Annotated in this window: 22 protein-coding genes; 8 read left to right on the top strand and 14 right to left on the bottom strand. The window is 69.4% G+C overall.

Annotated elements, in window-relative coordinates; genetic code table 11:
* Nucleotides 1-11: 11 nt before the first annotated feature.
* Both ACFM35_RS13320 and ACFM35_RS13315 read right to left on the bottom strand, forming a co-directional pair.
* Nucleotides 12-740: an SDR family oxidoreductase gene (locus ACFM35_RS13320; RefSeq protein ID WP_378842785.1), complete on the bottom strand. Its 729-nt coding sequence runs from the start codon at nt 738-740 to the stop codon at nt 12-14.
* Between the two features lie 174 nt (nt 741-914).
* Entirely contained in the window at nt 915-1,712 is a 798-nt protein-coding gene (locus ACFM35_RS13315; RefSeq protein ID WP_378842783.1) for a DeoR/GlpR family DNA-binding transcription regulator, read from the bottom strand.
* 95 nt (nt 1,713-1,807) lie between these two features.
* On the opposite strand from ACFM35_RS13315, the gene ACFM35_RS13310 reads away from it, so the two are divergent.
* The 3 genes from ACFM35_RS13310 to ACFM35_RS13300 are packed head-to-tail and all read left to right on the top strand — an operon-like array spanning nt 1,808 to nt 4,785.
* Nucleotides 1,808-2,938 carry a type III polyketide synthase gene (locus tag ACFM35_RS13310; protein WP_378842781.1) on the top strand — a complete coding sequence of 377 codons (1,131 nt, stop codon included), beginning with the start codon at nt 1,808-1,810 and terminating at the stop codon, nt 2,936-2,938.
* Nucleotides 2,939-2,951: 13 nt separating this feature from the next.
* Nucleotides 2,952-3,662, top strand: a complete 711-nt coding sequence (locus ACFM35_RS13305; RefSeq protein WP_378842779.1) for a methyltransferase domain-containing protein — start codon at nt 2,952-2,954, stop codon at nt 3,660-3,662.
* Nucleotides 3,655-4,785: an FAD-dependent oxidoreductase gene (locus ACFM35_RS13300; RefSeq protein ID WP_378842777.1), complete on the top strand. Its 1,131-nt coding sequence runs from the start codon at nt 3,655-3,657 to the stop codon at nt 4,783-4,785. Before ACFM35_RS13305 ends, ACFM35_RS13300 begins: the two co-directional genes overlap by 8 nt.
* A 58-nt stretch (nt 4,786-4,843) precedes the next feature.
* Here ACFM35_RS13300 and ACFM35_RS13295 read toward each other — a convergent pair whose 3' ends face one another.
* The 7 genes from ACFM35_RS13295 to ACFM35_RS13265 all read right to left on the bottom strand — a co-directional run bounded on the left by ACFM35_RS13295 (nt 4,844) and on the right by ACFM35_RS13265 (nt 14,363).
* Nucleotides 4,844-5,704 (bottom strand): UbiA family prenyltransferase, encoded by an 861-nt coding sequence (locus tag ACFM35_RS13295; protein WP_378842775.1) that lies wholly within the window; start codon nt 5,702-5,704, stop codon nt 4,844-4,846.
* Between the two features lie 492 nt (nt 5,705-6,196).
* Nucleotides 6,197-6,670: a hypothetical protein gene (locus tag ACFM35_RS13290; protein WP_378842773.1), complete on the bottom strand. Its 474-nt coding sequence runs from the start codon at nt 6,668-6,670 to the stop codon at nt 6,197-6,199.
* Between the two features lie 35 nt (nt 6,671-6,705).
* Nucleotides 6,706-8,862, bottom strand: a complete 2,157-nt coding sequence (locus tag ACFM35_RS13285; RefSeq protein ID WP_378842771.1) for an ATP-dependent Clp protease ATP-binding subunit — start codon at nt 8,860-8,862, stop codon at nt 6,706-6,708.
* Nucleotides 8,863-8,938: 76 nt separating this feature from the next.
* Nucleotides 8,939-10,573, bottom strand: a complete 1,635-nt coding sequence (locus ACFM35_RS13280) for an L-lactate permease (RefSeq protein WP_378842769.1) — start codon at nt 10,571-10,573, stop codon at nt 8,939-8,941.
* A gap of 79 nt (nt 10,574-10,652) precedes the next feature.
* Nucleotides 10,653-11,663, bottom strand: a complete 1,011-nt coding sequence (locus ACFM35_RS13275) for a GlxA family transcriptional regulator (protein ID WP_378842767.1) — start codon at nt 11,661-11,663, stop codon at nt 10,653-10,655.
* 235 nt (nt 11,664-11,898) lie between these two features.
* The gene (locus ACFM35_RS13270; protein WP_378842765.1) at nt 11,899-13,107 is read right to left on the bottom strand and encodes a glycosyltransferase; all 1,209 of its coding nucleotides are present in this window, start codon (nt 13,105-13,107) and stop codon (nt 11,899-11,901) included.
* Between the two features lie 29 nt (nt 13,108-13,136).
* Nucleotides 13,137-14,363, bottom strand: coding sequence for a glycosyltransferase (locus tag ACFM35_RS13265; RefSeq protein WP_378842763.1), 1,227 nt, complete (start codon nt 14,361-14,363; stop codon nt 13,137-13,139).
* 138 nt (nt 14,364-14,501) lie between these two features.
* Between ACFM35_RS13265 and ACFM35_RS13260 the strand changes: the two genes are divergently transcribed.
* From ACFM35_RS13260 to cls, 4 genes are read left to right on the top strand one after another with little or no spacing between them, the layout of a single operon-like run.
* Nucleotides 14,502-15,098, top strand: coding sequence for a hypothetical protein (locus tag ACFM35_RS13260; protein ID WP_378842761.1), 597 nt, complete (start codon nt 14,502-14,504; stop codon nt 15,096-15,098).
* Between the two features lie 37 nt (nt 15,099-15,135).
* Nucleotides 15,136-15,573, top strand: coding sequence for a DUF6325 family protein (locus ACFM35_RS13255; protein ID WP_378842759.1), 438 nt, complete (start codon nt 15,136-15,138; stop codon nt 15,571-15,573).
* On the top strand, nt 15,570-15,923 hold the full coding sequence (locus ACFM35_RS13250; protein ID WP_378842757.1) for an SHOCT domain-containing protein: 354 nt from the start codon (nt 15,570-15,572) through the stop codon (nt 15,921-15,923). The genes ACFM35_RS13255 and ACFM35_RS13250 overlap by 4 nt, the downstream gene beginning before the upstream one ends.
* A 10-nt stretch (nt 15,924-15,933) precedes the next feature.
* Nucleotides 15,934-17,397 (top strand): cardiolipin synthase, encoded by a 1,464-nt coding sequence (cls, locus tag ACFM35_RS13245; RefSeq protein ID WP_378842755.1) that lies wholly within the window; start codon nt 15,934-15,936, stop codon nt 17,395-17,397.
* A gap of 54 nt (nt 17,398-17,451) precedes the next feature.
* Here the strand turns inward: cls and ACFM35_RS13240 are convergent, their stop codons facing one another.
* From ACFM35_RS13240 to ACFM35_RS13230, 3 genes are all read right to left on the bottom strand, one after another.
* Nucleotides 17,452-19,500 carry an ABC transporter ATP-binding protein gene (locus ACFM35_RS13240; protein WP_378842753.1) on the bottom strand — a complete coding sequence of 683 codons (2,049 nt, stop codon included), beginning with the start codon at nt 19,498-19,500 and terminating at the stop codon, nt 17,452-17,454.
* Entirely contained in the window at nt 19,497-21,224 is a 1,728-nt protein-coding gene (locus ACFM35_RS13235; protein ID WP_378842751.1) for an ABC transporter ATP-binding protein, read from the bottom strand. The genes ACFM35_RS13240 and ACFM35_RS13235 overlap by 4 nt, the downstream gene beginning before the upstream one ends.
* A gap of 65 nt (nt 21,225-21,289) precedes the next feature.
* Nucleotides 21,290-22,054: a potassium channel family protein gene (locus tag ACFM35_RS13230; protein WP_378842749.1), complete on the bottom strand. Its 765-nt coding sequence runs from the start codon at nt 22,052-22,054 to the stop codon at nt 21,290-21,292.
* A gap of 58 nt (nt 22,055-22,112) precedes the next feature.
* On the opposite strand from ACFM35_RS13230, the gene ACFM35_RS13225 reads away from it, so the two are divergent.
* A complete protein-coding gene (locus tag ACFM35_RS13225; protein ID WP_378842747.1) occupies nt 22,113-23,492 on the top strand; it encodes a DUF2252 domain-containing protein in 1,380 nt (459 codons plus the stop codon).
* Nucleotides 23,493-23,507: 15 nt separating this feature from the next.
* On the opposite strand, the gene ACFM35_RS13220 is transcribed toward ACFM35_RS13225, so the two are convergent.
* Both ACFM35_RS13220 and ACFM35_RS13215 read right to left on the bottom strand, forming a co-directional pair.
* On the bottom strand, nt 23,508-24,863 hold the full coding sequence (locus tag ACFM35_RS13220; RefSeq protein WP_378842745.1) for a glycosyltransferase: 1,356 nt from the start codon (nt 24,861-24,863) through the stop codon (nt 23,508-23,510).
* The gene (locus tag ACFM35_RS13215) at nt 24,857-25,810 is read right to left on the bottom strand and encodes a glycosyltransferase (RefSeq protein ID WP_378842743.1); all 954 of its coding nucleotides are present in this window, start codon (nt 25,808-25,810) and stop codon (nt 24,857-24,859) included. Before ACFM35_RS13215 ends, ACFM35_RS13220 begins: the two co-directional genes overlap by 7 nt.
* Between the last annotated feature and the right edge of the window lie 7 nt (nt 25,811-25,817).

Raw genomic sequence — 25,817 nt, 5'->3', positions numbered from 1 at the left:
GATCCGCGTACTCAGAGATCCACGGCGTTGGGCAGGATCACCAGATCGCGGACGACCACATGCGGGGGGCGGGTGAGCATGAACAGCACGGCGGCGGCGACTTCTTCGGGCTGCATCAAGCTGCCCGACGCAAGCGCCTCATCCATCTTGGCCTTCGGCCAATCATCCAGTAGCGCAGTCACCACCGGTCCGGGAAGGACGGCGCCGACGCGGACCCCGTGCTCGGACACCTGCCGACGGGTGGTGTGCACGAAAGCCTGGACGGCGAACTTGGACGCGGTGTAGATGGGTTCCCACACCACGGGAACGACTCCTGCGATGGAGCTCGTGAAGAGGACATCGCCGGACTTCTGCGCGATGAAGTGCGGCAGCACGGAACGGACGCTTCGGAATGCGGCTTTGACGTTGAGATCCAGCACACGGTCCCACTCGTCAGGATCGCCATCGGCTACCGGGCCGCCGACGTAGGCTCCCGCATTCGCGTGGAAGATGTCGAGCCGCCCGGTGATGCCGAGGACACCATCGAGGATGCCGTCCGTCTGCGCCGGATCCAGCAGGTCGACGACGAGCGCTTCCGCCCGCGACCCCAGCTTCTCCGTCAGTTCGCCGAGTTTCTTCCGGTCTCGATCGACGAGCACCACGGTGGCACCCGCGTCGATCATCGCCGTGGCGCAGGCCAGCCCGATCCCCGAAGCGGCTCCTGTCACGGCGGCGACCTTGCCTGCCAATGCATCACTCATCTATGAGTCCTTTCCCGGGCACAGCCTTCGGCCGCAGGCGCCGACGAGAGCAGATCGGAGCGCACGCGAGACCGCTGCACACTACGTGCGGTTCGTCAGTACGCCCTCACAGTACCACCCTGAGTGGTAATCCTGTCAAAGTGTTTGGTAATTCACGTGGGCTCGACGTTCGATTCAGGAAGGATGCTCGATGCGCGCGATGTGCACGGCCGTGACCTCGGCGATGGCATCGACGGTCGCCGACGGGACGTCGTCAGTCAGGATGACGTCCGTGAAGTCCGCAATGGATGCGTAGCGGAAGAGCGAGGTGTGGCCCACCTTCGACCCGTCCATCATCAGCACGCGACGGCGACCCGTGTGCAACTGCACCCGCTTCATGCTCACCACGTCCTGCTCCTGGTGATAGGTCATCCGCGTATCCATGGTCGACGTCGACTGGAACGCGATGTCCACCGCATAGGCCTCGATGTTCGTCTGGTCCGGAGGCCCGATGAAGGAATCGTGCGTCAGCGAGTAGCGGCCGCCGATGATGATGACGTTCAGATCGGGGTTTTCACGCGTCAACTCGAGAACCTGCCGGTAATTCGTGACGATCGTCAGAGCCCCTCTCGGGGCCAGGAGACGGGCAAGTGCCAGCACCGTCGTCGAGTCGTCGAGCATGACGGAGCTGCCGGGCTCGACGAACTCCGCGGCCACACGCGCCAATGCCTCCTTCGCCTCGGTGCGTCGGTTCATGCGGAAGTCCGAACTGGATTCGAAGACACTTGTGGGCAGAGCCGAGACACCGCCGTGGAACTTGCGCACGAGGCCGCGCGTGGAGAGGTCGTCGATGTCGCGATGGACGGTCATGAGACTGCGTCCGGTGACCTCTGTGAGTTCGGCTGCGGTCGCCTGGCCGGCCGCCATCACGAAATCGAGGATCTTCCGCTGGCGCTCGGAAGGCGACAGGGAACCACGGCGGTCGTTGGGCATGATCGGAACCTCCGATAGCACTGTATCCGTAGCGCCCCGCGCGCCATCTGACAAGCCGTGACCCCACGTCGCCGGATCCGTGATTGAGTCAGTCCATGGCTTCCCGCATCCTGTCGATCGGCACAGCCGTCCCGCCGACGAGAGTGCCCCAGGAGCGCATCCGCGACTTCTTCGCGGCCCAGCCCGGGACCGATCGCCTCACCGGTCGCCTCATCCACGCGGCATTCGACGCCGCGTCGATCGAGCACCGGCACACGGTGCTGACCCAGCTCGGCGACCCCGACGCGTCACCCGCCGGAGGCACGGCGGACTCGCCCGGCCCCTCCTTCATCGACGGGCTCGCACTCCAGTCGCCGTCCACCCGCGCGCGCAACGACGTCTACACGGCGGTCGCTCCGCGGCTCTCCGCAGATGCCGCACGCTCTGCATTGCAGGATGCCCGGATGCCGGCATCCGCTATCACGCACGTCGTCACCGTCTCGTGCACCGGATTCTTCGCACCCGGACCGGACTACCGCCTCGTGCGCGACCTCGGTCTCTCGCCCGACGTCGAGCGCTACCACCTCGGATTCATCGGGTGCGCCGCAGCACTGCCGGCTCTGCGGCTCGCCACCCGTATCACGACCGCACAGCCGGAGGCGGTCGTGCTGGTGGTCTGCACCGAGGTCTGCAGCCTGCACGTGCGGTCATCGAGCGACCCGCAGCAGATCGTCGCGGCGTCGGTGTTCGCCGACGGCGCGGCGGCCGCCGTCGTCTCGGCCGATCCGGCGTGGGAGCACCTCGGCGGACTCGAGCTGCACCGCTTCGCCACGACGCTCACGAGCGAGGGCGAGAAGGACATGGTCTGGACCATCGGCGATCACGGCTTCGAGATGATCCTCTCGGCCGAGGTGCCGCGGATCATCGGCCGGGAGATCCGCGGCGCGGTCGGCGCCTTCCTCGCCGGCGACCCCGCGCCCGACGTCTGGGCGGTGCACCCGGGCGGACGCAGCGTTCTGGACCGGGTGGAGTCCGGCCTCGAGCTCGCCCCGCACGCGATCGATGCGTCGCGAAAGGTTCTGCGCGACCATGGGAACATGTCCAGCGCCACGATCCTCTTCATCCTGCGCGCGCTGCTGGGCGACCGCGAGGTCGCGGCCGAGAGTCGCATCTCCGCGCTCGCCTTCGGCCCGGGGCTGACGGTGGAGTCGGCCCTCCTCACGAAACGCGCACCGGCGCCGGCATGAGGTCGTCGACGGGATGAGCGCGACCACGTACTCGGGACTGCACCGGCGCGATGTCGATCTGCGCGAGCTGATGGACGACCCCGCGTGCGATCCCGACCGCCTCGCGGCGACGCTGCGCAGGTTCGGAACCGTCAACCGCCTCGTGTCCGGGTGGGGACACGTGTACCGCGATCGCCTCGGACCATACCTCAGGACGCTCGGCCGTCCCGCTCGGGTGCTGGATCTCGGGTCGGGTGGCGGCGACGTGCTCGCCCGCCTGAGCGCTCTCGCCGGTCGCGAGGGGCTCAGCGTCGACTGGGTGGGAGTCGACCCCGACCCGCGTGCGCACGCCGTTGCCACCGCCCGCGCAGGGGCGCGCACCACTTTCCTGTGCGACGACTCCTCGTCGCTGCTCGCGCGGGGCGAGCAGTTCGATGCCGTGCTCTCCAACCACGTGCTGCACCACCTCGAGCCCGACGAGCTCACCGCCTTCGCCGAGGCATCCGCTGCTCTGTCGACCGGGATCGTGCTGCACTCCGACATCGCGAGGAGCCGCCCCGCGTACATGCTGTACGCCCTCGGGATCACCCCGCTCGCGCCGGGCACGTTCCTGCGCACCGACGGTCTGCGCTCGATCCGGCGCAGTTACCGTGCCGACGAGCTCGCCGCCGCGCTCGGCGCGGGGTGGCGCATCGAGCGTCCTGCGCCGTTCCGCCTTCTCGCGTCGAGGTCAGACGATGCCTGACGTCATCGTCATCGGAGCGGGCCCCGTGGGTCTGCTGCTCGCGGGCGAGCTGCGCCGGCGCGACATCGACGTCGAGGTTCTCGAGCGGAGGGCTGCGGCGGGCGACGGTACCCGCGCGATCGGCATCCACGCGCCCGTCCTGGCTGCGCTCGAACAGTCCGGGATCACCGACGAGCTGCTCGCCCGGGCGGTTCGCGTGCCCCGCGGGCTGGCCCGCGCCCGAGGGAAGACGCTCGGCATCGTGCGCTTCGATCTGCTGTCGACCCGCTTCCCCTTCGTCGCGACCCTCCCGCAGGCACGCACCGAGCAGATCCTCACCGACCGGGCACCGGTTCCCCGGCGCGACACCACGGTGACATCGGTCGTCCCGTCCCGCGATGCGGTGCGGGTGCGCGCGCACGACGGCGAGCGCACGAGCCCGATCGTGGTCGTGGCCTCGGGCAGTGGCGGTCGGGACCTCGTCTTCCGGCCCGGCGCCGTACCGCTGACGACGTACCCCGACCGCTATCTGATGACGGATGCCGCGGCAGCCGTCGATGCCGACCCCGACGTCGCCGTGGTGAACCTCGATCCGACCGGCGTGATGGAGTCCTTCCCGCTTCCCGACGGCCAGCGACGCTACGTCGCCTGGGACGCCCCGGGCGGCGACGACGACCCCGCTCGACGGCTCGAACGGCTCCGCACCGCGGTCGCGGTGCGGGGCGAGCCCGACGCCGCCGAGGGGATCACGTGGGCCTCGTCGTTCGGCGTGCGGCGCTATGTCGCCCCTCGGATGCGGCGGGGGCGCCTGTTCGTGATCGGCGACGCTGCGCACGAAGTCAGCCCGATCGGCGGGCAGGGCATGAACCTCGGTCTGCTCGACGCGGCGGGGCTCGCACCTCTGCTGGCCCGGTGGGTGCGCACCGGAGTGGCCCCCGATGACGATCTCGGGCGCTGGGAGACCCGCCGGGTGCGGTCGGCTCTGCGTGCGGCGCGCCTCGCGGCGCTCAACACCGATCTCGGCCGTGCCATGCCCGGCGTCGCCGACACCCTGCGCCGCACCGGGGTGCGCGCGATGCTCGCGCCGCCGGCGGGCCGCTTGTTCGCCCACGCCTACGCGATGGGCCTCGACGCCGGCGCGTGATTCTTCGGGTGACGGCGGCACGTCGACGTGCGAGCTGCGCCGACCGAGTCCCGTCGGCTCACGCCGCGATCGACTGGCCCGTCGCGGCGAGCTGCACGCACAGCATGAGCGCAGCGAGCATGACGAGGCGGAACACCCCTCGCCCGGGCGGCCGCACCAGCGCGAGGGCGAGCCCCGCGGCGGCGAGCCCGACGGCGAGCGCGAAGACGACCCAGGCGAACACGGTGGGAGACGCGGTCCCACCGCCGCCGGTCGGTGCGCCGAGCGTCGAACCGACCAGCACGACGAGTGCTCCGAGCGCGAGCGCGATGGCGGCGATCACGGCGGAGGCCCGACGGCCGATCCGGTGGGGCAGGCCGCGCACGCCGGTGCGTGCGTCATCCTCGAAGTCGGGGAGCACGTTGGTCAGATGGATCGCGATGCCGATCACACCCCCCGCCGCCCCCGCCCAGAGCGCGGCCGGCCGGGGGTCGACCGCCGACAGCGTCGCGAGAGAAGGCAGCAGCCCGAAGCTGACGATGAACGGCACCACCGAGATGGGCGTCGACTTCAGCCCCACGTTGTACGACCACGCCGATGCCAGAAGGATCGCGTGGGCCACCAGCATCCACCCCCCCAGCGCCGCGGAGAGCGCGAGGGCGACCGCAACGGTCACAGCCGAAGCGTTCCACGCCGAGCGGACGGATGCCTCGCCCCGCGCCAACGGCTTGTCGGTGCGTCCCGCCTCACGGTCGCGGCGGGCGTCGATGGCGTCATTGGACAGCCCGACCGACAGCTGACCCAGCAGCACAGCGACGCCCAGGACGATCAGTCGCCAGGGTGGCAGACCGACGGCCACCCCGAGCAGGGTCGCGACCGCCGTCACGACGACGCTCGGACCGGGGTGGGTGGAGCGCCAGAGCGCGCCGACCATGCTCATGGCGCGGTCACGGGGTGATGTCGCACACGTCGATGGTCGCACACTGCCCGAGCCCCGTCGCCGCGGCCGGGGCCCGGCGACATCGGGCAGCAGCTCGCCCGGCCCGGCGTATGGCGAACGGCGAACGATCGCCCGGAGCCCGGAGCGCGGCGAACGGCGAACGGCGAACGGCGAACGGCGAACGGCGAACGGCGAACGGTCGCGACACGCCGCCGACCCGGGAGCGCCGCGGCACGCAGCGGCATGTCGCGACCGCTCGCGCCACGGCAGGCTGCTCGGGGTGGGTACCACCTGCATCGGCGGCTCGGGGTCGGCGCGCCCGGAGCCTGGCGAGCGGTCGCGATACGCCGCCTGACCCGGGAGCGCCGCGGCACCCAGCGGCATGTCGCGACCGCTCGCGCCACGGCAGGCCGGGGGGCACCACCGTCGGGCCGCTCGGGGTTCGTCGCCCGCGCCCGGCCACGACGCGCCACGCGCCCGGCGCCCGGGGCCTCAGCTCTCGCCGGTGGATCGCCAGCGGACGATGCCGGCGACGGCGAAGCCGAAGGCCACGAGGTACGCCAGGCCGATGGCCACCGACAGGACGGCGAAGATCGTCCCCGCCGACTCCTGGCTGACGGCGCCGCCGGTCCAGACGGTGAGCGCCGAGTCCAGCGGCGGACCGTCCCCGGCGTCGGGGACGACGAGCGCCGCGAGGGCGAGGGCGACCCAGAGCACGATCGTGCTGAAGCCGTATCCCCACCGGGTGCGCTTCTGCTGGCGCACCGTGCGGTCGAAGAGCGTCATGACCGGCGGGGCGAGCAGCACGACGACGACGAAGAACCCGTAGACGATGCCGAAGACGGTCAGCCATCCGAGCTCGGCACCCACGAACCCGCGCCCGAGGAAGAAGAACACCGGCAGCAGCACCGCGAGGATCCACTGGGCGACGAAGACGAAACGGCCGGAGCGCGCAGCGAGGTGCATGCTCCGACCGTACCGTCACGGCTCTCCCGCGGAGGTCAGTCCGCGCCCGGCCCCGCGCTCGTGAGGGCCAGCGCAGAACCGTCGGCCGCGACATCCACCCGCACGACGTCACCGTCGCGCACGCCGCCGCCCAGGATGCCCATCGCGAGGCGGTCCTGGATCTCGGACTGGATCAGCCGACGCAACGGCCGCGCGCCGAACAGCGGGTCGTACCCGCGCTCGGCGAGCCACGCACGCGCGTCGGGCGTGACCGCCAGCGTGAGCCGACGCTCCCGCAGGCGGCGCTGCAACGCGAACACGGCGAGCTCCACGATCTGAGCGAGATCGTCCTGCGTGAGCGCCTGGAAGATCACGATGTCGTCCAGCCGGTTGATGAACTCCGGCTTGAACGCCTGCCGCACGAGGGCCTGCACCCGCTCGCGCTTCTGGTCGATCGTCAGCATGGGGTCGATGAGGATGGGCGACCCCAGGTTGGACGTGAGGATGAGGATGACGTTCTTGAAGTCGACTGTGCGCCCCTGTCCGTCGGTCAGCCGGCCGTCGTCCATCACCTGCAGCAGTACGTCGAAGACCTCCGGATGCGCCTTCTCGACCTCGTCGAGAAGCACGACCGAGTACGGCCGCCGACGGACGGCTTCGGTGAGCTGTCCGCCCTGCTCGTACCCGATGTAGCCCGGAGGGGCCCCGACCAGGCGCGAGACGGAGTGCTTCTCGCCGTACTCCGACATGTCGATGCGCACCATCGCGTGCTCATCGTCGAACAGGAACTCGGCGAGCGCCTTGGCCAGTTCGGTCTTGCCGACGCCCGTCGGGCCCAGGAACATGAACGACCCGGTGGGGCGATCGGGGTCGCTGATGCCCGCACGCGAGCGGCGCACGGCATCCGCGACCGCCTTCACGGCGTCTTTCTGACCGATCAGACGCTTGCCCAGCTCGGCTTCGAGATGGAGCAACTTCTCCGTCTCGCCCTGCAGCAGGCGACCCACCGGGATGCCGGTCCATGCCGCGATCACGGAGGCGATGTCCTCGTCCGTCACCTGGTCGTTCACCATACGATCGCCCGCGGGCTCCGCGCGCTCGGCGTCGGTGAGCTGTCGCTCCAGCGCGGGGATCTCGGCGTAGAGCATGCGCGATGCCTTCTCGAGGTTGCCCTCGCGCTGGGCGCGCTCGGCCTCCATGCGCGCGGCATCGAGCTTCGTCTTGAGGTCGCCCACCCGGTTCAGCGACGCACGCTCGCGCTCCCACCGCTCCTGCAGCTCGTCCAGGCGTGCCTGCTCACCGCGGAGCGTCTCGCGCAGGACGCCGAGGCGCTCCTTCGACGCGGCATCCTTCTCCTTCTTCAGGGCGAGCTCCTCCAGCTTCAGCCGGTCGACGTGACGTCGCAGCTCGTCGATCGCGAGCGGTGCGGAGTCGATCTCCATCCGCAGGCGGGACGCGGCTTCGTCGATGAGGTCGATCGCCTTGTCGGGCAGCTGGCGGCTGGGGATGTAGCGGTGCGAGAGCGCGGCCGCCGCCACGAGCGCGGCGTCCGCGATCGCGACCTTGTGGTGCGCTTCGTAGCGCTCCTTGAGCCCGCGCAGGATCGCGACGGTGTCTTCGACGCTCGGCTCGCCGACGTAGACCTGCTGGAAGCGACGCTCGAGCGCAGCATCCTTCTCGATGAACTCGCGGTATTCGTTGAGCGTCGTGGCGCCGATCAGGCGCAGCTCTCCGCGCGCCAGCATCGGCTTCAGCATGTTGGAGGCGGCGACCGAACCCTCGCCGCCGCCGGCGCCCATCAGCACGTGCAGCTCGTCGATGAACGTGATGACCTTGCCGTCGGACTCGGTGATCTCCTTGAGCACGCTCTTGAGCCGCTCCTCGAACTGTCCGCGGTACATCGCGCCGGCGACCAGCGCGGAGATGTCGAGGGTGATCAGCTCTTTGCCCTTGAGCGATTCGGCGACGTCGCCCGCGACGATGCGCTGTGCGAGACCTTCGACGACGGCCGTCTTGCCGACACCGGGTTCGCCGATCAGCACGGGATTGTTCTTCGTCCTCCGCGTGAGCACCTGGCTGACCCGGCGGATCTCGCTGTCTCGACCGATCACCGGGTCGAGCTTGCCCTGGCGGGCACGGTCGGTGAGGTTGATCCCGAACTGTTCGAGGGCGCTCTGCGCTTCCTCCTGCCCGGGTTGTGGTGCAGCATTCATGTGTTCTCCTGAAGTCTGGGCGGCTCATAAAGTTGAGCCTGATTGACTCAAGTTTAGCAGCGCCGCCCGACGCGCGCTACAGGACGAGCGAGATCAGGAACGTCCACACGCAGATGAAGGCGAGCATCCCGAGGCTGTACTTGATCGATGCCCGGAGGATCTCGCTCTCCCTGCCGACCAATCCCACGGCCCCGGCGGCGATCGCGATCGACTGCGGCGAGACCACTTTGGCCATCGTGCCACCGGCGGTGTTGGCGGCGACCAGCAGGGTGGGGTCGACGCCGATCTGGTTCGCTGTCACCGCCTGGAGGTGCGCGAACAGTGTGTTGTTGTTCACGACCGAGCCCGTGATGAAGACGCCGAACCATCCGATGATCGGCGCGAACAGCGGGAAGATCACGCCGGCGCCCGCAAGCGCATTGCCGATGCTCGCCGATCCCCCCGAGTAGTTCGCGATGTTCGCGACCACCAGGATGAGCAGGATCAGCACGATCGGCTTCCACAGTTCGCGGACGGTCGCTGCCAGCTGCCCCCACAGATCATGGGCGCGCAGGTTCGGGGTGGTGAAGAAGGTCAGCAGCACGGCCAGGAGGATGGCGGTGCCGGTCGCGTTCAGCGGGGTGAACTGCCACATCGACTGGATCGTGGTGGGTGGGTCGCCGGCGATCTGGATCGCGCCCGTGACGCCCGGGATGGGCACGTTGAAGACGAGGCCGTTCAGGGGGCCCGCGGGCGTGGACCCGTCGACGGATGCTGCGGCGAACAGCCCCTTGAACCATGGGATGCTCCACACGAACACGAACGCGGTGAGGATGTAGAACGGGCTCCACGCGACGACCACGTCGCCGAACGACTGCTTCTCGGGAACCGGAACCGCCCCGCCGTCCTCGCGGTAGATGCGCGGGGGCTGCCAGACACGGCCCATCGCGAAGATCACGACCATGCCGAACAGGCCGGGGAGCACGTCGGCCAGCTCCGGACCGAGCAACAGCAGGATCGTGGCCTGCGCGCCGCTGTAGGCCACGCTCAGGACGAGGACGATCGGCCATGTCTCACGCAGCCCCTTGAGCCCGTCGAGGATGAGCACGAGCAGGAACGGCACCGCGAGTGTCATGAGCTGCAGCACCACGACCATCATCACCGACAGGTCGCCGAGCTCGACCCCGCCGATCTGCGCACCCACGATGACGGGGATGCCGATCGCACCGTAGGCTCCCGCGGCCGCGTTGGCGACGAGGCTCAGCATGGCCGCCTTGATCGGCCGGAAGCCGAGCTGCACGAGCAGCGCGGCACAGATCGCGATCGGCACTCCGAAGCCGGCGGCGCCCTCCAGGAACGCGCCGAAGCTGAAGCTGATGAGCAGCACCTGGATGCGCTGGTCGGGCGAGACCGAAGCGATCGACGATCGGATGGTGTCGAACCGACCGCTCACGACCGCGATCTTGTACAGCCACACCGCCATGATGATGATGTAGGCGATCGGCCAGAGTCCGGTGAGGATGCCGAGAAGACCCGCCCCGGCGACCGAGGCGATGGGCATGCCGAACGGCCAGACCGCGACGACCACGGCCAGAGCGACCGCGATGATGCCCGCCGTGATGCCCTTGAGCTTGAACACCACCAGGCAGAGCAGGAACGCCAGGATCGGGATCGCGGCGACGATCGCGGAGAGCCACAGCGTGCCGAGCGGGTCGAAGTCCTGGGTCCACACGACGGGCCGCCTTCCGGGGCGCTGGTGCGACGCCCCCTCGCGCCAACCTATCGACTCCCTGGGAGCGCTTTCTACACTTTCAGGCGACGAGTTGGGGAACGGTCGACGCGAGCGGTACGACATCGGATGCCGCGGCATCCGATCGGCACGTGAATGTCGCCCGATACGCCGTGGGCGTCGTTCCGAGGGTGCGCGCGAAGTTCTGACGCAGGACGGCTGCCGACCCGAACCCGCTCTCCCACGCGATGCGATCCAGGCCCAGGTCGGTCTTCTCGAGCAGGCGCTGCGCGTGGATCAGACGTTGGCGCGCGAGCCAGGCCGCCGGCGTCGTGCCGTGATCCGCCTTGAACCGACGGGCGAACGTGCGCGGCGACATGTGCGCCTTCGCGGCGAGCTGATCGACGGTCAGGTCGAGGCGCAGGTTCTGGACCATCCAGTCCGTGACCGGAGCGAGCGAGAGCGAGGTCGCCTGCGGAAGCGGACGGTCGATGAACTGCGCCTGGCCGCCGTCCCGCTGCGGAGGGACGACCATGCGCCGGGCGATGCGGTTGGTCATCTCGGCGCCCAGCTCCTGCCGCAGGAGGTGAAGGCAGGCGTCGATCCCGGCGGCAGTGCCCGCGCTCGTGATGATGCGCCCCTCCTGCACGTACAGGACGTCGGGATCGACGTCGATCTCGGGGTACATCTCGGCCATCTGCTCGGCATACATCCAGTGCGTGGTCGCGCGCTTGCCGTTCAGCACTCCGGCCGCCGCCACGGCGAAGGCCCCGCTGCAGACGGTCAGCACCCAGGCGCCGCGGGCCACCGCCCGCCGGATCACGTCGCTCACGCGGTCGTCCACCGCGCCCCACGTCGAGCGCGGAATCGGAGTGACGACGACCAGATCGGCCTCGTCGGCGAAGGCCAGGTCGCGCTCGACGTTGACCGAGAAGGCCATGTTGCTGCTCACCGCACCCGGGTCGGGAGTGACGATGCGGAAGTCGAACGGGGGGATCCCGTCGGCGGAGCGATCGAGGCCGAACGCCTCGCACGCGAGGCCGAATTCGAACGGGGCGAAGCCCTGCTGCACGATGACCGCGACGCTCTTCATGTCATTTCCTCCGACTCCGAACCGTGGCAGTAATCCGGTGGTTCATGGCTATCCTGCCACTCGTGGCAGGACGAACGCAACCGTAGCATTTCTGCCATGATCCTTCTCATTGTTCTTGCTGCCCTGTCCCTCGTCGCGATCGGCTCGACGATCGTCTCCGTCCACTCCGACGGCTACCGTGCGACCCGCACCGACTGGACACGCCTGCCGTGACAGGGGTCGCCGTCTCCGGGCCTCAGCCGATCGCGCGGCGATACACCTCGAGCATCGCGTCGGTGCGCGACGACTGCCGGAACCGCTCGCGGATCGACACGTCCGGCACCGGGGCGGCGCCGCCGGAGATGTCCTCCGCAGCCCGCCGCAGGGCCGCGGCGAGCGCAGCCACCGAGGGATCACCGTCCCGCTCGCCGACGGCCCAGAATCCCGAACGGAGCTCCGCGCCGATGTCGGGGTCGCTGACGACCGACGGGGTGCCGAGCGACGCGGCCTCGAACACCGTCATGCCCTGCGTCTCGAATCCGATCGAGGTCTGCACGACGGCATCCGCCTCCTGGATGCGGCGCAGGGTCTCGGCGTACGGCAACCGACCGGCGAAAGTGACGGATGCCGCGGGCTGAAGCCGCTGCACGAGACTGCGCGCCGCCGCCAGCTGCGCGCCGCCGCCGATCACCTCGACGTCGGCCTGCACGCCGGACGCGGCGACGGCCTCGAGGAACGGCATCAGGCGCTTCTCGGGACTCATGCGACCGAGCCACACGAAGCGTGGTCTCCCGCTCGTCCGTGGTGCACCGGCGACCGCGAGCGCCGCGTCGAGGACGTCGTCGTCGATCCCGTTCCAGACGACATCGACCGAGGGGAACACCCGGTGGTCTTCGAGCCGCCGCGCGAAGTGCGCCGAGGGTGCGGTCACGGCGAGCGCGCCGGCCGCGAGACCGCGCAGGTAGGCCCAGCCGTCGGATCCGACCGGAACCCCCGACAGGCGAGGAAGCGATCGTCGCTGCCAGAGGTTGAGCGCGGCCAGCACCGTGCCGGGGAACGGTGCGACCGCTTCGATGCCCACATCGACCCGGTTGTGCATCGTGTGCACGGCGGGGATGCCGGTTCGCCGCGAGAAGCGGTGACCGAGGAAGGCGCCCCAGAAGTCGGCCTGCACGTGGACGACGTCGACCGGCGGCCGGTGCGTCAGAGCCCGGTCGATGGTGGCGTCGGCACGTCGGCCCGGGACGGTCAGCGCGTACTCGCGGTCGAGCGTGATCGGCACGGACGGCAGATCGAGGAAGGCGGCATCCGGCGTCGCCGTCGTTGCGCGCGGCCCGTGCCTCGCGGGGGCCACGATCGTGACCGTGTGCCCCGCGCGCTCGAGGAATCGCCGCTGCAGGCGCATCGACACCTGCGCACCGCCCAGCGTCTCGATGTGCTGGTCGGCGAACATCAGGATGTGCATGGCGTCTGAGGGTGTGCGGGAGCGGCGCGTCAGGCCGGGAGCGGCTCGTCGCGATACAGCGCCTCGAACGTGTCGAGGGTGCGATTGATGTCGTGGATGATCACGCCGTCGAGCGACGCCTGCTGCATGCGCCGGCGCTCCTCGGTGCTCGCGGTGAGCACGTCCGTGATGCGCGCGGCGAGCGCAGGGATGTCGCCCGGTTCGAACAGGTAGCCGTTCTCGCCGTCGTGCACGAGGTGCGGAAGCGCCACGGCGTTCGCCGCCACGATCGGCAGACCGGACGCCATCGCCTCCATCGTCGCGATCGACTGCAGCTCGGCGATCGAGGCGATCACGAACACGCTCGCCCGCGAGTACATCGCGCGCAGGTCCTCCTCGGACGCGTGTCCGTGGAACGTCACACGGCCGTCGAGTCCCAACTGATGCGTGAGCTGCTCGAGATTCTTGCGCTGATCGCCGTTGCCCACGATGTCGAAGGTGACATCCAGTGCGGGATCGAGCGTCTGCAGCGCGCGAAGCACCTGGTCGATGTTCTTCTCGGTCGTCAGTCGGCCGACGAACAGCAGTCGGTTGGCGTCGCGGGGGGAGAGATCCGGCGCGTAGTTCGACTTGTCGATCCCGCAGCTGATCGGGATGACGTCGTGGATCTTGATCGTCGACTCGAGGAAGTCGGCGGCCCTGCGGGTGGGTGTCGTCACGGCGCGGGTGAGGTCGAAGGTGCGCTTCGCGTCGTCCCAGGCGAGCTTGACGACGATCTTGTCGAGCACCGGAGGAAGGGTGGTGAAGTCCAGGATGTTCTCGGCCATCACATGGTTGGTGGCGATGACGGGGATGCCGCGCTTGTGGGCGATCCTCGCCAGGCCGCGCCCGACGACGATGTGGGACTGGATGTGCACGACGTCCGGCTTCACCTCGTCGAGGATCTTCCGCGAGTGGTGCTTCACCATCCACGGGAAGACGAAGGTGAGCCAGTCGTGCGGCAGATACCGGTGCGACCGCATGCGGTGCATCGTCATCGGCTCGCCCTCGATCACCTCGGTGAACGTCCCGTGCTGCCGGTGGCTCTTGCTCGGGGCCATCACGTGCACGTTGTGGCCGCGCGTCACGAGGCCCGCGGCGAGGCGCTCGGCGAAACGCGCGGCCCCGTTCACGTGGGGGCTGAAGGTGTCGGCTCCGATGAGGATGGTGAGGGGGGCCGGCGAGGGCGGGGTCGTCTCATCCGGGCCGGGGGCGTCGGGTGCGGCGGGGGAAGTCACGGGGTTCTGCTGCCTATCTCTGCGGCGGGTGGGGTCGCACGAGGTGGTGCATTCGGCTCCGACTCTACCCGAGCGGCCCACAGGACCCCGGGGCGCGCGCCGCACGCGGGGTCGCGGCGCCACCCGTACTCTGGGGGGATGCCGCGACTACAGGCCGATGCCGATGCGACCCAGTGGGTGCCGGTCACCGATTCGCTCGGGCTGCGGGGGCGTCGACACCGCAAGGCGGCGATCCGGATGCTGCTGACCCAGGTGAACCGCGCCACCGGTGCGACCGACCGCCAGGGCAACGGCGTGGCGGCGTGGGCGATGAGTCAGGTCGCGCCGTTCCTGATGCGCAAAGCCGCTGGCCGCGTGCTCGTGTGGGTGTGGAAGTCCGATCCCGACATGCTCGTCGTGATGGCGCAGGTCCAGGAGGCGACCTCGCAGCTGCGCGCAGCGCGCGCGTCGATGCCGATGGAGTACGACGACACCGAGTCGTTCCGCAACCCCTACCTCGGTGTCGGGGAGAAGCTGGCGATGGCGCTCCCCTCCGACCCGCGCACTCCTCCGTTCGCCACCTACACCTGGGACACGGGCACGCACTTCGTGGCGGTCACCGCGGTGTGCGCCGAACGGACGACCTTCGGCACAGTCATCGCCGCCGTCGACGACCTGGCACGCACCGTGCGGGTCGTGGACGAAGTCACGCTCGGCGAGTCGCCGACCGTTTTGCGCATCGACCCCACGACCTGAGGGGTCTACGGTGGAGGCGTCCAGCGAGAGGAACGACGTGGCAGCCTTCGAGTACGGTCCGGTAGAACTCCATCTGGTCGGCTTCGAGGGCGACCGCCCCGACCCCGGCGTCATCGCCTCCATCGTCGAATTGATCGAGAGCGGGCTGGTCCGACTGCTCGACATGATCATCGTCTCGAAGGGCGAGGACGGCGACGTCACCGCCGTCGAGATCGATGACGACGCAGATCGCTTCGGGTTCGGTGACCTGGAACTGGCCGAACTCGGCATCGCCGGCGACGACGACATCGATGAGCTGGCCGATCTGATCCCTCCGGGTGCTTCGGCGGCGATCATGGCCTACGAGCTCGTCTTCGCCAAGCGGCTTGCCGAGAGCCTCGCGGCGTCCGGCGGCGTGGTGCTCCGCAGCGAGCGCATCCCCGCACCCATCGTCAATGCGCTCGTCCAGGCGGCGCAGGAGGAAGAAGAATCATGATCCGACGCATGGGGCGCCCCGGCCTCCTCGGGCTCGCGGCGCGCACCGCCGTCGTCGCCGGCACGGCGAACGCCGTCAACGGTTCGATGCAGCGCGCCCAGGCGCAGCGGGATGCCCAGCAGCAACAGGCGGCCCTGTACCAGGCCGACCAGCAGGCTGCAGCGATGCAGGCTGCCGCCGCCCACGCGGCCGCGCAGGCGCAGTACGCCGCGCCCGCCGCGCCGGCACCCACCGCCGCTGCGCCCGCGCTCGACATCGTCGGCGAGCTCCAGAAGCTCGCGGCGCTCCGCGACGCGGGCGTGCTCGACGCCGCCGAGTTCTCGGCCGCGAAAGCAAAGCTGCTGGGCTGAGGGCCGCGAGATGCCCGACTCCGGGTGGTGGTGGGCGCTCGGCGCCGCCGTGACCCTCGCCATCAACATCACCGCCCTGATCGTCATCCCCCGTGGTCGCAAGCCCACCGCCGCGATGGCGTGGTTGCTGCTGATCCTCCTCCTGCCGGTGGTCGGCATCCTGTTCTTCCTGTTGATCGGCACGTACCGCCTCCCCCAGAAGAGGCGCGACGAGCAGTCGCGCATCGACGCGCTCATCCGTGCGATGGTCGGGAGCGCGCGGATCACGACGACGGATGCTGCATGGCCGCGCTGGTTCCAACGCGTCGTCCAGCAGAACGAGACGCTCACCGGACTGCCCGCCGTCGGCGGTAACGACGCGGAGCTCATCGGCGACTACCAGGCCTCCATCGATGCGATGGCCGCGGCCATCGATCGAGCGACGGCTTTCGTGCACGTCGAGTTCTACATCGTCGCCTTCGACGCGACGACGAAGGGCTTCTTCGCGGCGATGGAGCGCGCGGTCGGACGCGGGGTCACGGTGCGGCTCCTCACCGACTACGTGGCGACCCGGCGAGTCTCGGTCTGCGCTGAGACGCTGGCCGAACTCGACCGGATCGGGGTCCAGTGGGAGTGGATGCTGCCGGTACAGCCCCTGAAGGGGAAGTACCAGCGCCCCGACCTGCGCAACCACCGCAAACTCGTCGTCGTCGACGGGCTCGTCGCCTTCATGGGATCGCAGAACCTCATCGACCGCTCGTACGATTCCCCGAAGAACATCGCGCGGGGGCTGATGTGGCAAGAGCTCATGACGCGGCTGACCGGGCCGGTCGTGGCATCCGTCAACACCATCTTCCTGTCGGACTGGCTCATCGAGACCGGCGAGACACTGCTGCAGGAGCACCTCGCCGCGGAATCCGTGCCCGCTTCGACATCACCCGGCGCGCTGCTCTGCCAGGTCGTCCCGAGCGGTCCGGGGTACGAGTCCGAGAACAACCTGCGCCTCTTCCTGTCCCTGATCTACGGAGCCACGGAGCGGGTCATCCTGACGAGTCCGTACTTCGTGCCCGATGAGGCGATGGTGTACGCGATCACCACCGCGTGCCAGCGGGGTCTCGAGGTGCAGCTGTTCGTCTCGGAGATCGGCGACCAGGGGCTGGTGTACCACGCCCAGCGCTCGTATTACGAGACGCTCCTCGAGGCGGGCGTGCGGATCTTCCTCTACCCGGCGCCGTACATCCTGCACTCGAAGCACTTCTCGATCGATGACGATCTGGCGGTGATCGGGTCGAGCAACATGGACATCCGCTCGTTCAGCCTGAACATGGAGTCGTCGCTGCTCGTCCGCGGGTCGTCATTCGTGGCGGCGATGCGTGAGGTCGAGCAGGGATATCGGGATGCCGGGCGCGAACTCACGCTGGACGAATGGCGTCGCGAGCCCCGCAAGGCTACGTTCCTGGACGGCCTCGCGCGTCTGACCTCAGCTGTCAACTGACCCGGTCGGCGGTGGCGGTCCCTCGCGGACGATCAGCGTTCCGCCGACGACCGTTCAGCCTTCGGCGCGGCTCCCCGTCTGGACGTTCTCGGCGGACCCCGAGTCCTCTGCCCCGAAGTCGGCCGACGCGTGTTCGAACTGCGACTGGTACAGGCGCCAATAGGCACCCTTCGCCGCGATGAGCTCGTCGTGCGACCCCTTCTCGACGATGTCGCCGTGCTCCATCACGAGAATGAGATCGGCGTCGCGGATCGTCGACAGACGATGCGCGATCACGAAGGACGTGCGGCCTTCACGCAGGGCGTTCATCGCCTGCTGCAGAAGCAGCTCGGTGCGGGTGTCGACCGATGACGTCGCCTCGTCGAGGATGAGGACGGACGGTTGGGCGAGGAAGGCGCGGGCGATCGTGATCAGCTGCTTCTCACCCGCCGACACGTTCGAGGCGTCCTCGTCGAGCACCGTGTCGTAGCCCTCGGGCAGCGAGTGGACGAACCGATCGACCCGGGTCGCCTTGGCCGCCTCGAAGATCTCCTCGTCGGTCGCGGACTCCCGGCCGTACCGGATGTTCTCCTTGATCGAGCCGGCGAACAGCCACGGGTCCTGCAGCACCATGCCGGTGCGCGACCGCACGTCGTCGCGCCGGAACGCGGCGATGCCCTGTCCGTCGAGCAGGATGCGGCCGCCGTCCAGCTCGTAGAAGCGCATGATGAGGTTGACGAGCGTCGTCTTGCCGGCTCCGGTCGGGCCGACGATCGCGACGGTCTGTCCGGGCTCGACCCGGAACGACAGGTCGGTGATGAGCGGCCGCTCGGGGGTGTACGAGAACCGGACGTTCTCGAACTCGATGACGCCTTCGCCGTCGACGGGCACGGGGGCGTCGTCGGCATCTGGCGTCTGCTCCTCGGCATCGAGCAGCTCGAACACCCGCTCGGCCGACGCGGTGCCCGACTGCACGACCGCCGCCATTCCCCCGAGCTGCGACAGCGGCTGCGTGAACTGCTGCGAGTACTGGATGAAGGCCTGCACGTCACCCAGCCGGAGCTGGCCGCCGGCGACCATGAGTCCGCCGAGCACCGCGATGCCGACGTACGTCAGGTTTCCGATGAACGTCATACCCGGCATGATCACGCCGGAGAGGAACTGCGCCCGGAAGCTCGCCTGGTACAGCTCTTCGTTCTCGGCGCGGAACTTCTCGCGAGAATCGGCCTCGCGACCGTACACCTTGACGAGGGCGTGGCCCGAGAACGATTCTTCGACGCGGGCGTTCAGCAACCCGACCTTGCGCCACTGGATGCCGAAGGCCTTCTGCGACTTCGGGCCGATGACGCCGAAGATGACCGCCATGAGCGGTAGCGAGATGAGCGCGACGAGAGCCAGCTGCCAGGAGATGGAGAACATCATGACCATCACGCCGACGACGGTCAGTACGGAGGTGAGCGCCGACGACAGCGACTGCTGCATCGTCTGGGTGATGTTGTCGATGTCGTTCGTGACGCGCGAGATGAGGTCGCCGCGCTTCACCCTGTCGAAGTACGACAGCGGCAGGCGGTTGATCTTCGCCTCGACGGACTCGCGGAGACGCCACATCGTCCGCACCATGATGATGTTGATGACATAGCCCTGGATCCAGCCCAGGAACGCGGATGCGACGTAGATCGCCAGCACTCCGACGACGACCATGCGCAGGGCGTCGAAGTCGACGCCCGCGCCGACGGTGAAGTTGCTGAAGCCGCCGATGATGTTGGCGAAATCGGTCTGGCCCGCGCTCCGCAGCGCATCGACGACGTCGGCCTGCGACGTGCCGGCGGGGAACTGCTCGGCGAGCGCGCGGGAGACGGAGCCCTCGAAGATGAGGTTGGTCGCCTCGCCCAGGATCTTCGGGGCGATGACCGACAGGACGACGCCGATCGCGCCGAGGATCGAGACGAAGGTGAAGGCGACGGCGTGCGGTCGGAGCAGGCCGATCATGCGGCTGAAGCTCTGGCCGAAGTTGTCGGCCTTGCCGGGCTTGACCGAATCCCAGTCGCCGGAATTCTGTCGTGCCTGCTCGGCGAGCTCGAGTTCGGCCCGCTCTTCTTCCGTCATGACGTCGGGAGTGCTCATGCCTGCACCGCCAGCTGGGAGTCGACGATCTCTCGGTAGGTGCTGCTGGTCTCCAGCAGCTCCTGGTGCGTTCCGACACCGACCATGCGTCCGTCTTCCAGCACGACGATCCGATCTGCTTCGGTGATCGTCGACACCCGCTGGGCGACGACGATCTTGGTGACGTGCGGCAGCTCGCGCCACAGCGCCTGCCGCAGGCGGGCGTCGGTGGTCAGGTCGAGCGCCGAGAACGAGTCGTCGAACACGAGGATGTCGGGCTGATGCACGATGGCGCGTGCGATCGCGAGCCGCTGCCGCTGTCCGCCCGAGACGTTCGTGCCCCCCTGCGCGATGCGGGCCTCGAGCTTGCCTTCCATCTCTTCGACGAAGTCACGGCCCTGTGCGATCTCCAGCGCCGCCCAGAGCTCGTCGTCGGTCGCATCCTCGCGTCCGAATCGGAGGTTCGAGGCGATCGTGCCGGAGAAGAGGAATGGACGCTGCGGCACGAGACCGATGCCCCGCCACAGGAGATCGAGGTCGGCCTCGCGCACGTCGACGCCGCCCACGCGCGCAGACCCGCCGGTGACGTCGAAGAGCCGCGGGATCAGCGACACGAGCGTCGTCTTGCCCGCGCCGGTGGAGCCGACGATCGCGAGCGTCTCTCCCGGTTGGGCCTCGAAGGTGATGCCGTGCAGCACGGGCGACTCCGCGCCCGGGTAGGTGAACTCCACGGCGTCGAAGCGCACCGCGCCCCGGTCGGGGAAGTCCCGCACGGGATTCTCGGCACGGACCAGGGTGGACTCGCTCGCGAGCACTTCTGCGATGCGCTCCGCCGAGACGGCGGCGCGCGGGATCATGATCGTCATGAAGCTCGCCATCAGCACACCCATCAGGATCTGCGCGATGTACTGCATGAACGCGAACAGCGTGCCGATCTGGATGCTGCCGTCATCGACCTCGATGCCGCCGAACCAGATCACTCCGACGATCGTCACGTTGAGGACCAGCATCGCGAGCGGGAACAGCAGGACGAAGAGCGACCCGACCTTGCGCCCGACCACCATGATGTCGGTGTTGGCGACGCCGAACCGCTCCTCTTCGATGTCTTCGCGAACGAAGGCGCGCACGACGCGCACGCCTGTGAGCTGCTCGCGCATGATGCGGTTGACGGCGTCGAGCTTCTTCTGGAACTGACGGAAGAGCGGCACCATGCGGCTGACGATCAGGACGACCATGACCAGGAGCAGCGGCACCGCGACGGCGATGAGCCAGCTGAGCCCGACGTCCTGCCGGAGCGCCATGATGATGCCGCCGATCGCCAGCAGCGGTGCCGTGACCAGCATCGTCGCGCCCATCATCGCGAGCATCTGCACCTGCTGGACGTCGTTCGTGTTGCGGGTGATGAGCGAGCCCGGACCGAATGCCGAGACCTCGCGCTCGGAGAACCCGCTCACCTTCTCGTAGATGTCGTTGCGCATGTCTCGCCCCGCGGCCATGGAGGCGCGCGCCGCGAAGTACGTGGCGACGATCGCGGCCACGATCTGCCCGAGGGAGATGATGAGCATGAACGAGCCCGTGGACCAGATGTAGGCGGTGTCGCCCTTCGACACGCCCTGATCGATGATGTCGGCATTCAGACGCGGAAGATACAGCGTCGCGATCGCGGAGATGAGCTGGAACACGAGGAGCACCGCCAAGAGCCAGCGGTAGGGCATCAGATAGCGGACGAGGAGTTTTCCGAGCACGCTTTCAGCGTACGACCAACCTCCGACACCCACCAGCGGGCTCCTACGCCGTGAGCGGAAGGGCTCTACGCGCCGCGTGACCGGCGCTCGGCCGCCACGCGGTCGCTCGCCTCCTGCAGAGCCTTCGTCAGCTCCTGCACGTCGGCGCGGCTCGCCGGCCGCACCTCATCGTGCCCGCGCGAGGCACGCTCGCCCACCCATGACGCGAACGTCGCCACGATCATGCCGACCAGCACTACGCCTCCGACCATCAGGAACACGGCCGCGACGCGGCCCACGACCGTCACCGGCACGTAGTCGCCGTAGCCGACGGTCGTGACGGTGCAGAACGCCCACCACACCGCGTCGCCGAACGTGCGGATGGTCGCTCCCGGCGCTCCGCGCTCGGCCTCCAGGACGACGAGCGAGATGTACCAGATGAGCAGCAGCGCCGTACCCGACCCGTAGATGAGCAGCCGCGCCCTGATCGATGTGCCGGCCGTCCCACGCATCGACGCGATCCTGGTCAGCGCGCCGAGCAGCCGGATCGGTCGGAGCGCCGGCACCAGGACGACGGCGAGATCGAACAGATGCGTGCGGAACCACCGTCGACGAGGGTGCGACAGGATCAGCGTGATGACGTAGTCCGCCGCGAAGACGATGTAGATCACGCCGATCGTGCTCAGGGTGAAGCCGCGGGTGATGCCGCTGACGTCGCCGATGACGTGCACTGTGTACGTGATCAGGAACAGCAGCGCCGCCAGGGTCAGCGGCCAGTACATGAGCTCGCCCCAGCGACGGGTGCGATCGTTCTCGCCCCTGCTCCTCGCGCGATCCGCCTCGGCTGTCACACCTGCACTATATAGACGCACCCCTCACCGGCCCGCGGGTCGGTGCCATGATCAGCACATGACCTCGCCCAAACCCCTGGATGCGACGTGGGTGTCGCCGCCGACACTCAGCGCGCAGTTCGACATCGGCCGCAGCATCCGCTCGAAAGTCCCCCGCAGCACGCTGTCGCGGCGCGACACCGCCGGCCGCGACCCGCTCGGCATCCTGGACGCGCAGAACGCGACGCGGGTGCAGGACCTGCTCCCGATGCGTGCGGAGCGGATGTCGGCCAGCCCGTTCGCCTTCTACCGCGGTACGGCCGCGATCATGGCGGTCGATCTCGCGCGCGATCCGCACAGCGGAATCCAGGTGGCGTCGTGCGGCGACGCGCACGTGGCCAACTTCGGCTTCTACGCCTCGCCGCAGCGCACGCTCGTGTTCGACCTCAACGACTTCGACGAGGCGGGCTGGGCCCCGTGGGAGTGGGACCTCAAGCGGCTCGTCACGAGTATCGTGATCGCCGGGCAGTCGACGTCGCGCGATGAACGGGTCGTGCGCAATGCGGCACTCAGCGCGGTCCGCACCTACGCCCGGGCCATGGCGGCGGGCGTCCGCCTGAGTCCTCTCGAGCGCTACTACGAGCATTTCGACGCCCACTCGCGGCTGAGCGGCACGGATCCCGCGTCGCGGCGGACGATGCGAGCCGCGATGCGCGATGCGCAGAAGCGGACGGGTGAACGCGCCACCCGCCGGATCACCGAGCGGGCGGAGAACGGCCGTCTGCGCTTCATCGAGTCGCCCCCGACGATGACGCACACCGCGCCCGAGCTGGAAGAGCGACTGCACGCGTTCACCCTGGACTACGTCGCGAGCACGAAGGTCGACATCCGGATGCTCTTCCAGCACTACGTGGTCAGCGACGTCGCGCGCCGCGTGGTGGGTGTGGGCAGCGTGGGGACGCGCTGCTTCCTCGTGCTGATGCAGGACGGCTCCGGTCATGCCCTTCTGCTGCAGGCGAAGCAGGCAGGGCGCAGCGTGCTCGAGGAGTTCGGCGGGATCGTCCAGCCGCAGGCCGTCCGTGACCACGTCGAACAGTTCGGCGAGGGCGGCAGGGTCGTGGCGATGCAGCGCATCCTGCAGGCCGTGTCCGACCCGTTCCTCGGGCACCTGCGGGTGGAGGAGAACGGAAACGACTTCTACGTGCGCCAGTTCCACGACATGAAGGGGGGCATCGAGATGGAGACGCTGGAGGACGCCCCGTTCCGCCGGTACGCCGACACGTGCGCGACGACGCTCGCGCGCGCCCACGTGCAGTCCAGCACCGCCGCGCTCATCGCCGGCTACATCGGCAACGGCCGAGTCGTCGCGGAATCCATTCTCGAATGGGCATACGACTACGCGGACATCTCCCGAGCCGACTACGAGTCCTATCTCGAGGCCCAGCCCGGCGCGCGGTAGACGGACGGCCCCGCGTCACCGCAGGTGGCGTTCCGCCGCCCACCCCCCGAGGTAGGCCTCGACATCGGGCTGTGCGCGCAGCACGATCGCGCCGTCCAGCCGCACGTCCTCGATGGCGACGACCTCGTCCACGTCCCACCGCGCTCGTCGCTGCGCGGCTCGTCCGCTCACCGCCCGCCCGACGAGGGTCCCGTCGCGGTCGCGCAGACGCAGGTCGCCGTGCTCGGCGCTGGAGAGAAGCCCGATCGCCGTCGACAGCTCGCCGGCCGCAGCATCGCCGTGGAACGCCACGGGACGAGGGAGGTCGAAGTGCACCCTCGCCCGATGAGGCGATGCATCCTCCGGCCGGGCGATGCCGACGCGGGGGTCGGAGGCGAACAGCGCCAGGGAACGCCCCTCGTCGAGAAGGACGCGGGCATGCGGCAGGGCGCTCAGCACCGTGTCGACGCAGACGAAGGTCGCGGCATCCGTCGCTTCCCCGCCGGCGGGATCATGCAGCCGGACGACCACGTCGGGGACGCGGGCACGCACGGCATGCCCGCGCGACCCCGCCACCGGGATGCGGGTGGTCATGCGCAGCACCTCGTCGTTGTGCCGCTCGGCGGCCGCCGTATCGTCGCGCCCGGCCCAGTCCGGGCCGTCGTGCCACACGATCGCCGTCGGCTCGTGCGCGAGCAGCGCACCGGCGGAGTACGCGCGATGCACCCACTCCCAATCCTCGCCGCCGTAGTCGGTGAAGGTCTCGTCGAAACCGCCGACCTCGTCGAAGAGCCACCGGGTGCACGCGAGAGTCGCCCCGATCACATGCCGGTAGGACCGCTCGTCGGCGTCGCGCAGATCGCGGGACCACCGGTACGCGTCGGCAAGCCAGGCCGGGTCCTCCAGTGCGCGTGAGGGCGCCACCTCCTCCACGGGCACGTCGATCGGCACGTCCGCGAGGTCGGCGTGCCGGCGGCGCCCGACGGTCACGGTCTCGGGCAGCAGGGCGGGCAGTCGGGTCAACCGTCGGAGGTAGTCCGGTTCGGGGGCGGTGTCGGCGTCGAGGAAGCACAGGATGTCGCCCGACGCTTCCTGCACGCCGATATTGCGCACGGCCGAGAGCCGGAAGCCCCGATCCTCCTGCCGGACGAGCCGCACGCCGGGCCCGACGGCGGGCTCGAGAGCGGAGCCGTCGTCGGCGACGATCACCTCGACGAGGGCGCCCGGGTACGTCTGCCGGTCGAGAGCGCGCAGAGTGCGCGCGAGCTCGCGAGGCTGCTCGAAATGCGCGATCACCACCGACACGGTGGGCAGCGGATCGGGATGCACACCGTCGAGCAGGTCCCACCGGTTGCCCGGCACCCACCCGCCGAACGGGGGCCGTGTCACCACTGCACCCCCTCCCACGCGGCGACATAGGCGGCGGCCACCTCGGCGCGCCCGAGCGGGACGTCGAGGTCGCTCGGAAGCCATGTCGTGGCGGGGTCGGCGAAGGCGGCGGCGATCGCGGCGCCCAGCTCGTCCGGGTCGGCGATCGTCAGGGTACGCGGTCGCAGCGCCGCCATCTCGGTCGTGTAGCGGTTGGCCGTCGCGATCGGCCGACGGCCGGCGGAGATCCAACTGCCCAGCGAACCCGAAGCCGACACATGCCGGTGGGCGACGACCGGAACCGAGACACGGCGACTGCGCCGCACGAGTTCGGCGTCGTCCACGTGCCCACTCACCTCGACGTGCACCCCGACCGTCGCTGCGCGCGCCACGAAGGCGTCGAGCTCCTGCTCATGCCCGGGCGACGCCCGGCCGAGGATGCTCATGGTCGTCGCACCGGCATCGGCCATCGCGGCGAGGGCCTGGTCGTGACCCTTGCCCGGGTAGAAGAAGCCGAGCACGCCGACGCTGCCGTCCGGCGCCTCGATCGCGCCGGAGGGCTGCCGCTGCACGGGGAGAGGGATCACGACGGCATCCACTCCCGAGTCGGTGTACTCCCGCAGCAGGGCAGCCTCGTGGGCACTGTTGCAGACGACGCGGCCGGCAGCGCGCGCGACGGCGCGGTAGCAGGCGGACCGCCGCGGCAGGTTGCGCTCACCGTCCGAAGGCTGCGGCAGATCGTGCAGCGTGACGGTGAACGGATGCCGCCCCGCGAGTCCGACGATCCGTTCGGCCGCCGCCTCCGGCGAGTCCGCCCACAGGCGGTCGGTGAAGTGCAGGTGCAGAGGCGTCCCCGCGGGTAGGTCGCCGAGCCTGTCGAGCAGGATCCCGAGTCCGGGAAGTCCGATCGCGCCGGTGAGCTGGTCGGCGTACAGCGCGACCCCGTGCTGCGGGTCATCGTGCAGCACCATCCGCGGG

This window comes from Microbacterium songi (assembly GCF_042747925.1).
Taxonomy (GTDB): domain Bacteria; phylum Actinomycetota; class Actinomycetes; order Actinomycetales; family Microbacteriaceae; genus Microbacterium.
Note: the sequence above shows the minus strand (reverse complement) of the source record. Positions and strands in the feature narration are given on the sequence as shown.

Excerpts from the sequence above, each read along its gene's own strand:
- ACFM35_RS13320 (WP_378842785.1), bottom strand. The coding sequence starts at position 740 with ATGAGTGATGCATTGGCAGGCAAGGTCGCCGCCGTGACAGGAGCCGCT.
- ACFM35_RS13315 (WP_378842783.1), bottom strand. The coding sequence starts at position 1,712 with ATGCCCAACGACCGCCGTGGTTCCCTGTCGCCTTCCGAGCGCCAGCGG.
- ACFM35_RS13310 (WP_378842781.1), top strand. The coding sequence starts at position 1,808 with ATGGCTTCCCGCATCCTGTCGATCGGCACAGCCGTCCCGCCGACGAGA.
- ACFM35_RS13305 (WP_378842779.1), top strand. The coding sequence starts at position 2,952 with ATGAGCGCGACCACGTACTCGGGACTGCACCGGCGCGATGTCGATCTG.
- ACFM35_RS13300 (WP_378842777.1), top strand. The coding sequence starts at position 3,655 with ATGCCTGACGTCATCGTCATCGGAGCGGGCCCCGTGGGTCTGCTGCTC.
- ACFM35_RS13295 (WP_378842775.1), bottom strand. The coding sequence starts at position 5,704 with ATGAGCATGGTCGGCGCGCTCTGGCGCTCCACCCACCCCGGTCCGAGC.
- ACFM35_RS13290 (WP_378842773.1), bottom strand. The coding sequence starts at position 6,670 with ATGCACCTCGCTGCGCGCTCCGGCCGTTTCGTCTTCGTCGCCCAGTGG.
- ACFM35_RS13285 (WP_378842771.1), bottom strand. The coding sequence starts at position 8,862 with ATGAATGCTGCACCACAACCCGGGCAGGAGGAAGCGCAGAGCGCCCTC.
- ACFM35_RS13275 (WP_378842767.1), bottom strand. The coding sequence starts at position 11,663 with ATGAAGAGCGTCGCGGTCATCGTGCAGCAGGGCTTCGCCCCGTTCGAA.
- ACFM35_RS13270 (WP_378842765.1), bottom strand. The coding sequence starts at position 13,107 with ATGCACATCCTGATGTTCGCCGACCAGCACATCGAGACGCTGGGCGGT.
- ACFM35_RS13260 (WP_378842761.1), top strand. The coding sequence starts at position 14,502 with ATGCCGCGACTACAGGCCGATGCCGATGCGACCCAGTGGGTGCCGGTC.
- ACFM35_RS13250 (WP_378842757.1), top strand. The coding sequence starts at position 15,570 with ATGATCCGACGCATGGGGCGCCCCGGCCTCCTCGGGCTCGCGGCGCGC.
- cls (WP_378842755.1), top strand. The coding sequence starts at position 15,934 with ATGCCCGACTCCGGGTGGTGGTGGGCGCTCGGCGCCGCCGTGACCCTC.
- ACFM35_RS13240 (WP_378842753.1), bottom strand. The coding sequence starts at position 19,500 with ATGAGCACTCCCGACGTCATGACGGAAGAAGAGCGGGCCGAACTCGAG.
- ACFM35_RS13225 (WP_378842747.1), top strand. The coding sequence starts at position 22,113 with ATGACCTCGCCCAAACCCCTGGATGCGACGTGGGTGTCGCCGCCGACA.
- ACFM35_RS13215 (WP_378842743.1), bottom strand. The coding sequence starts at position 25,810 with ATGGTGCTGCACGATGACCCGCAGCACGGGGTCGCGCTGTACGCCGAC.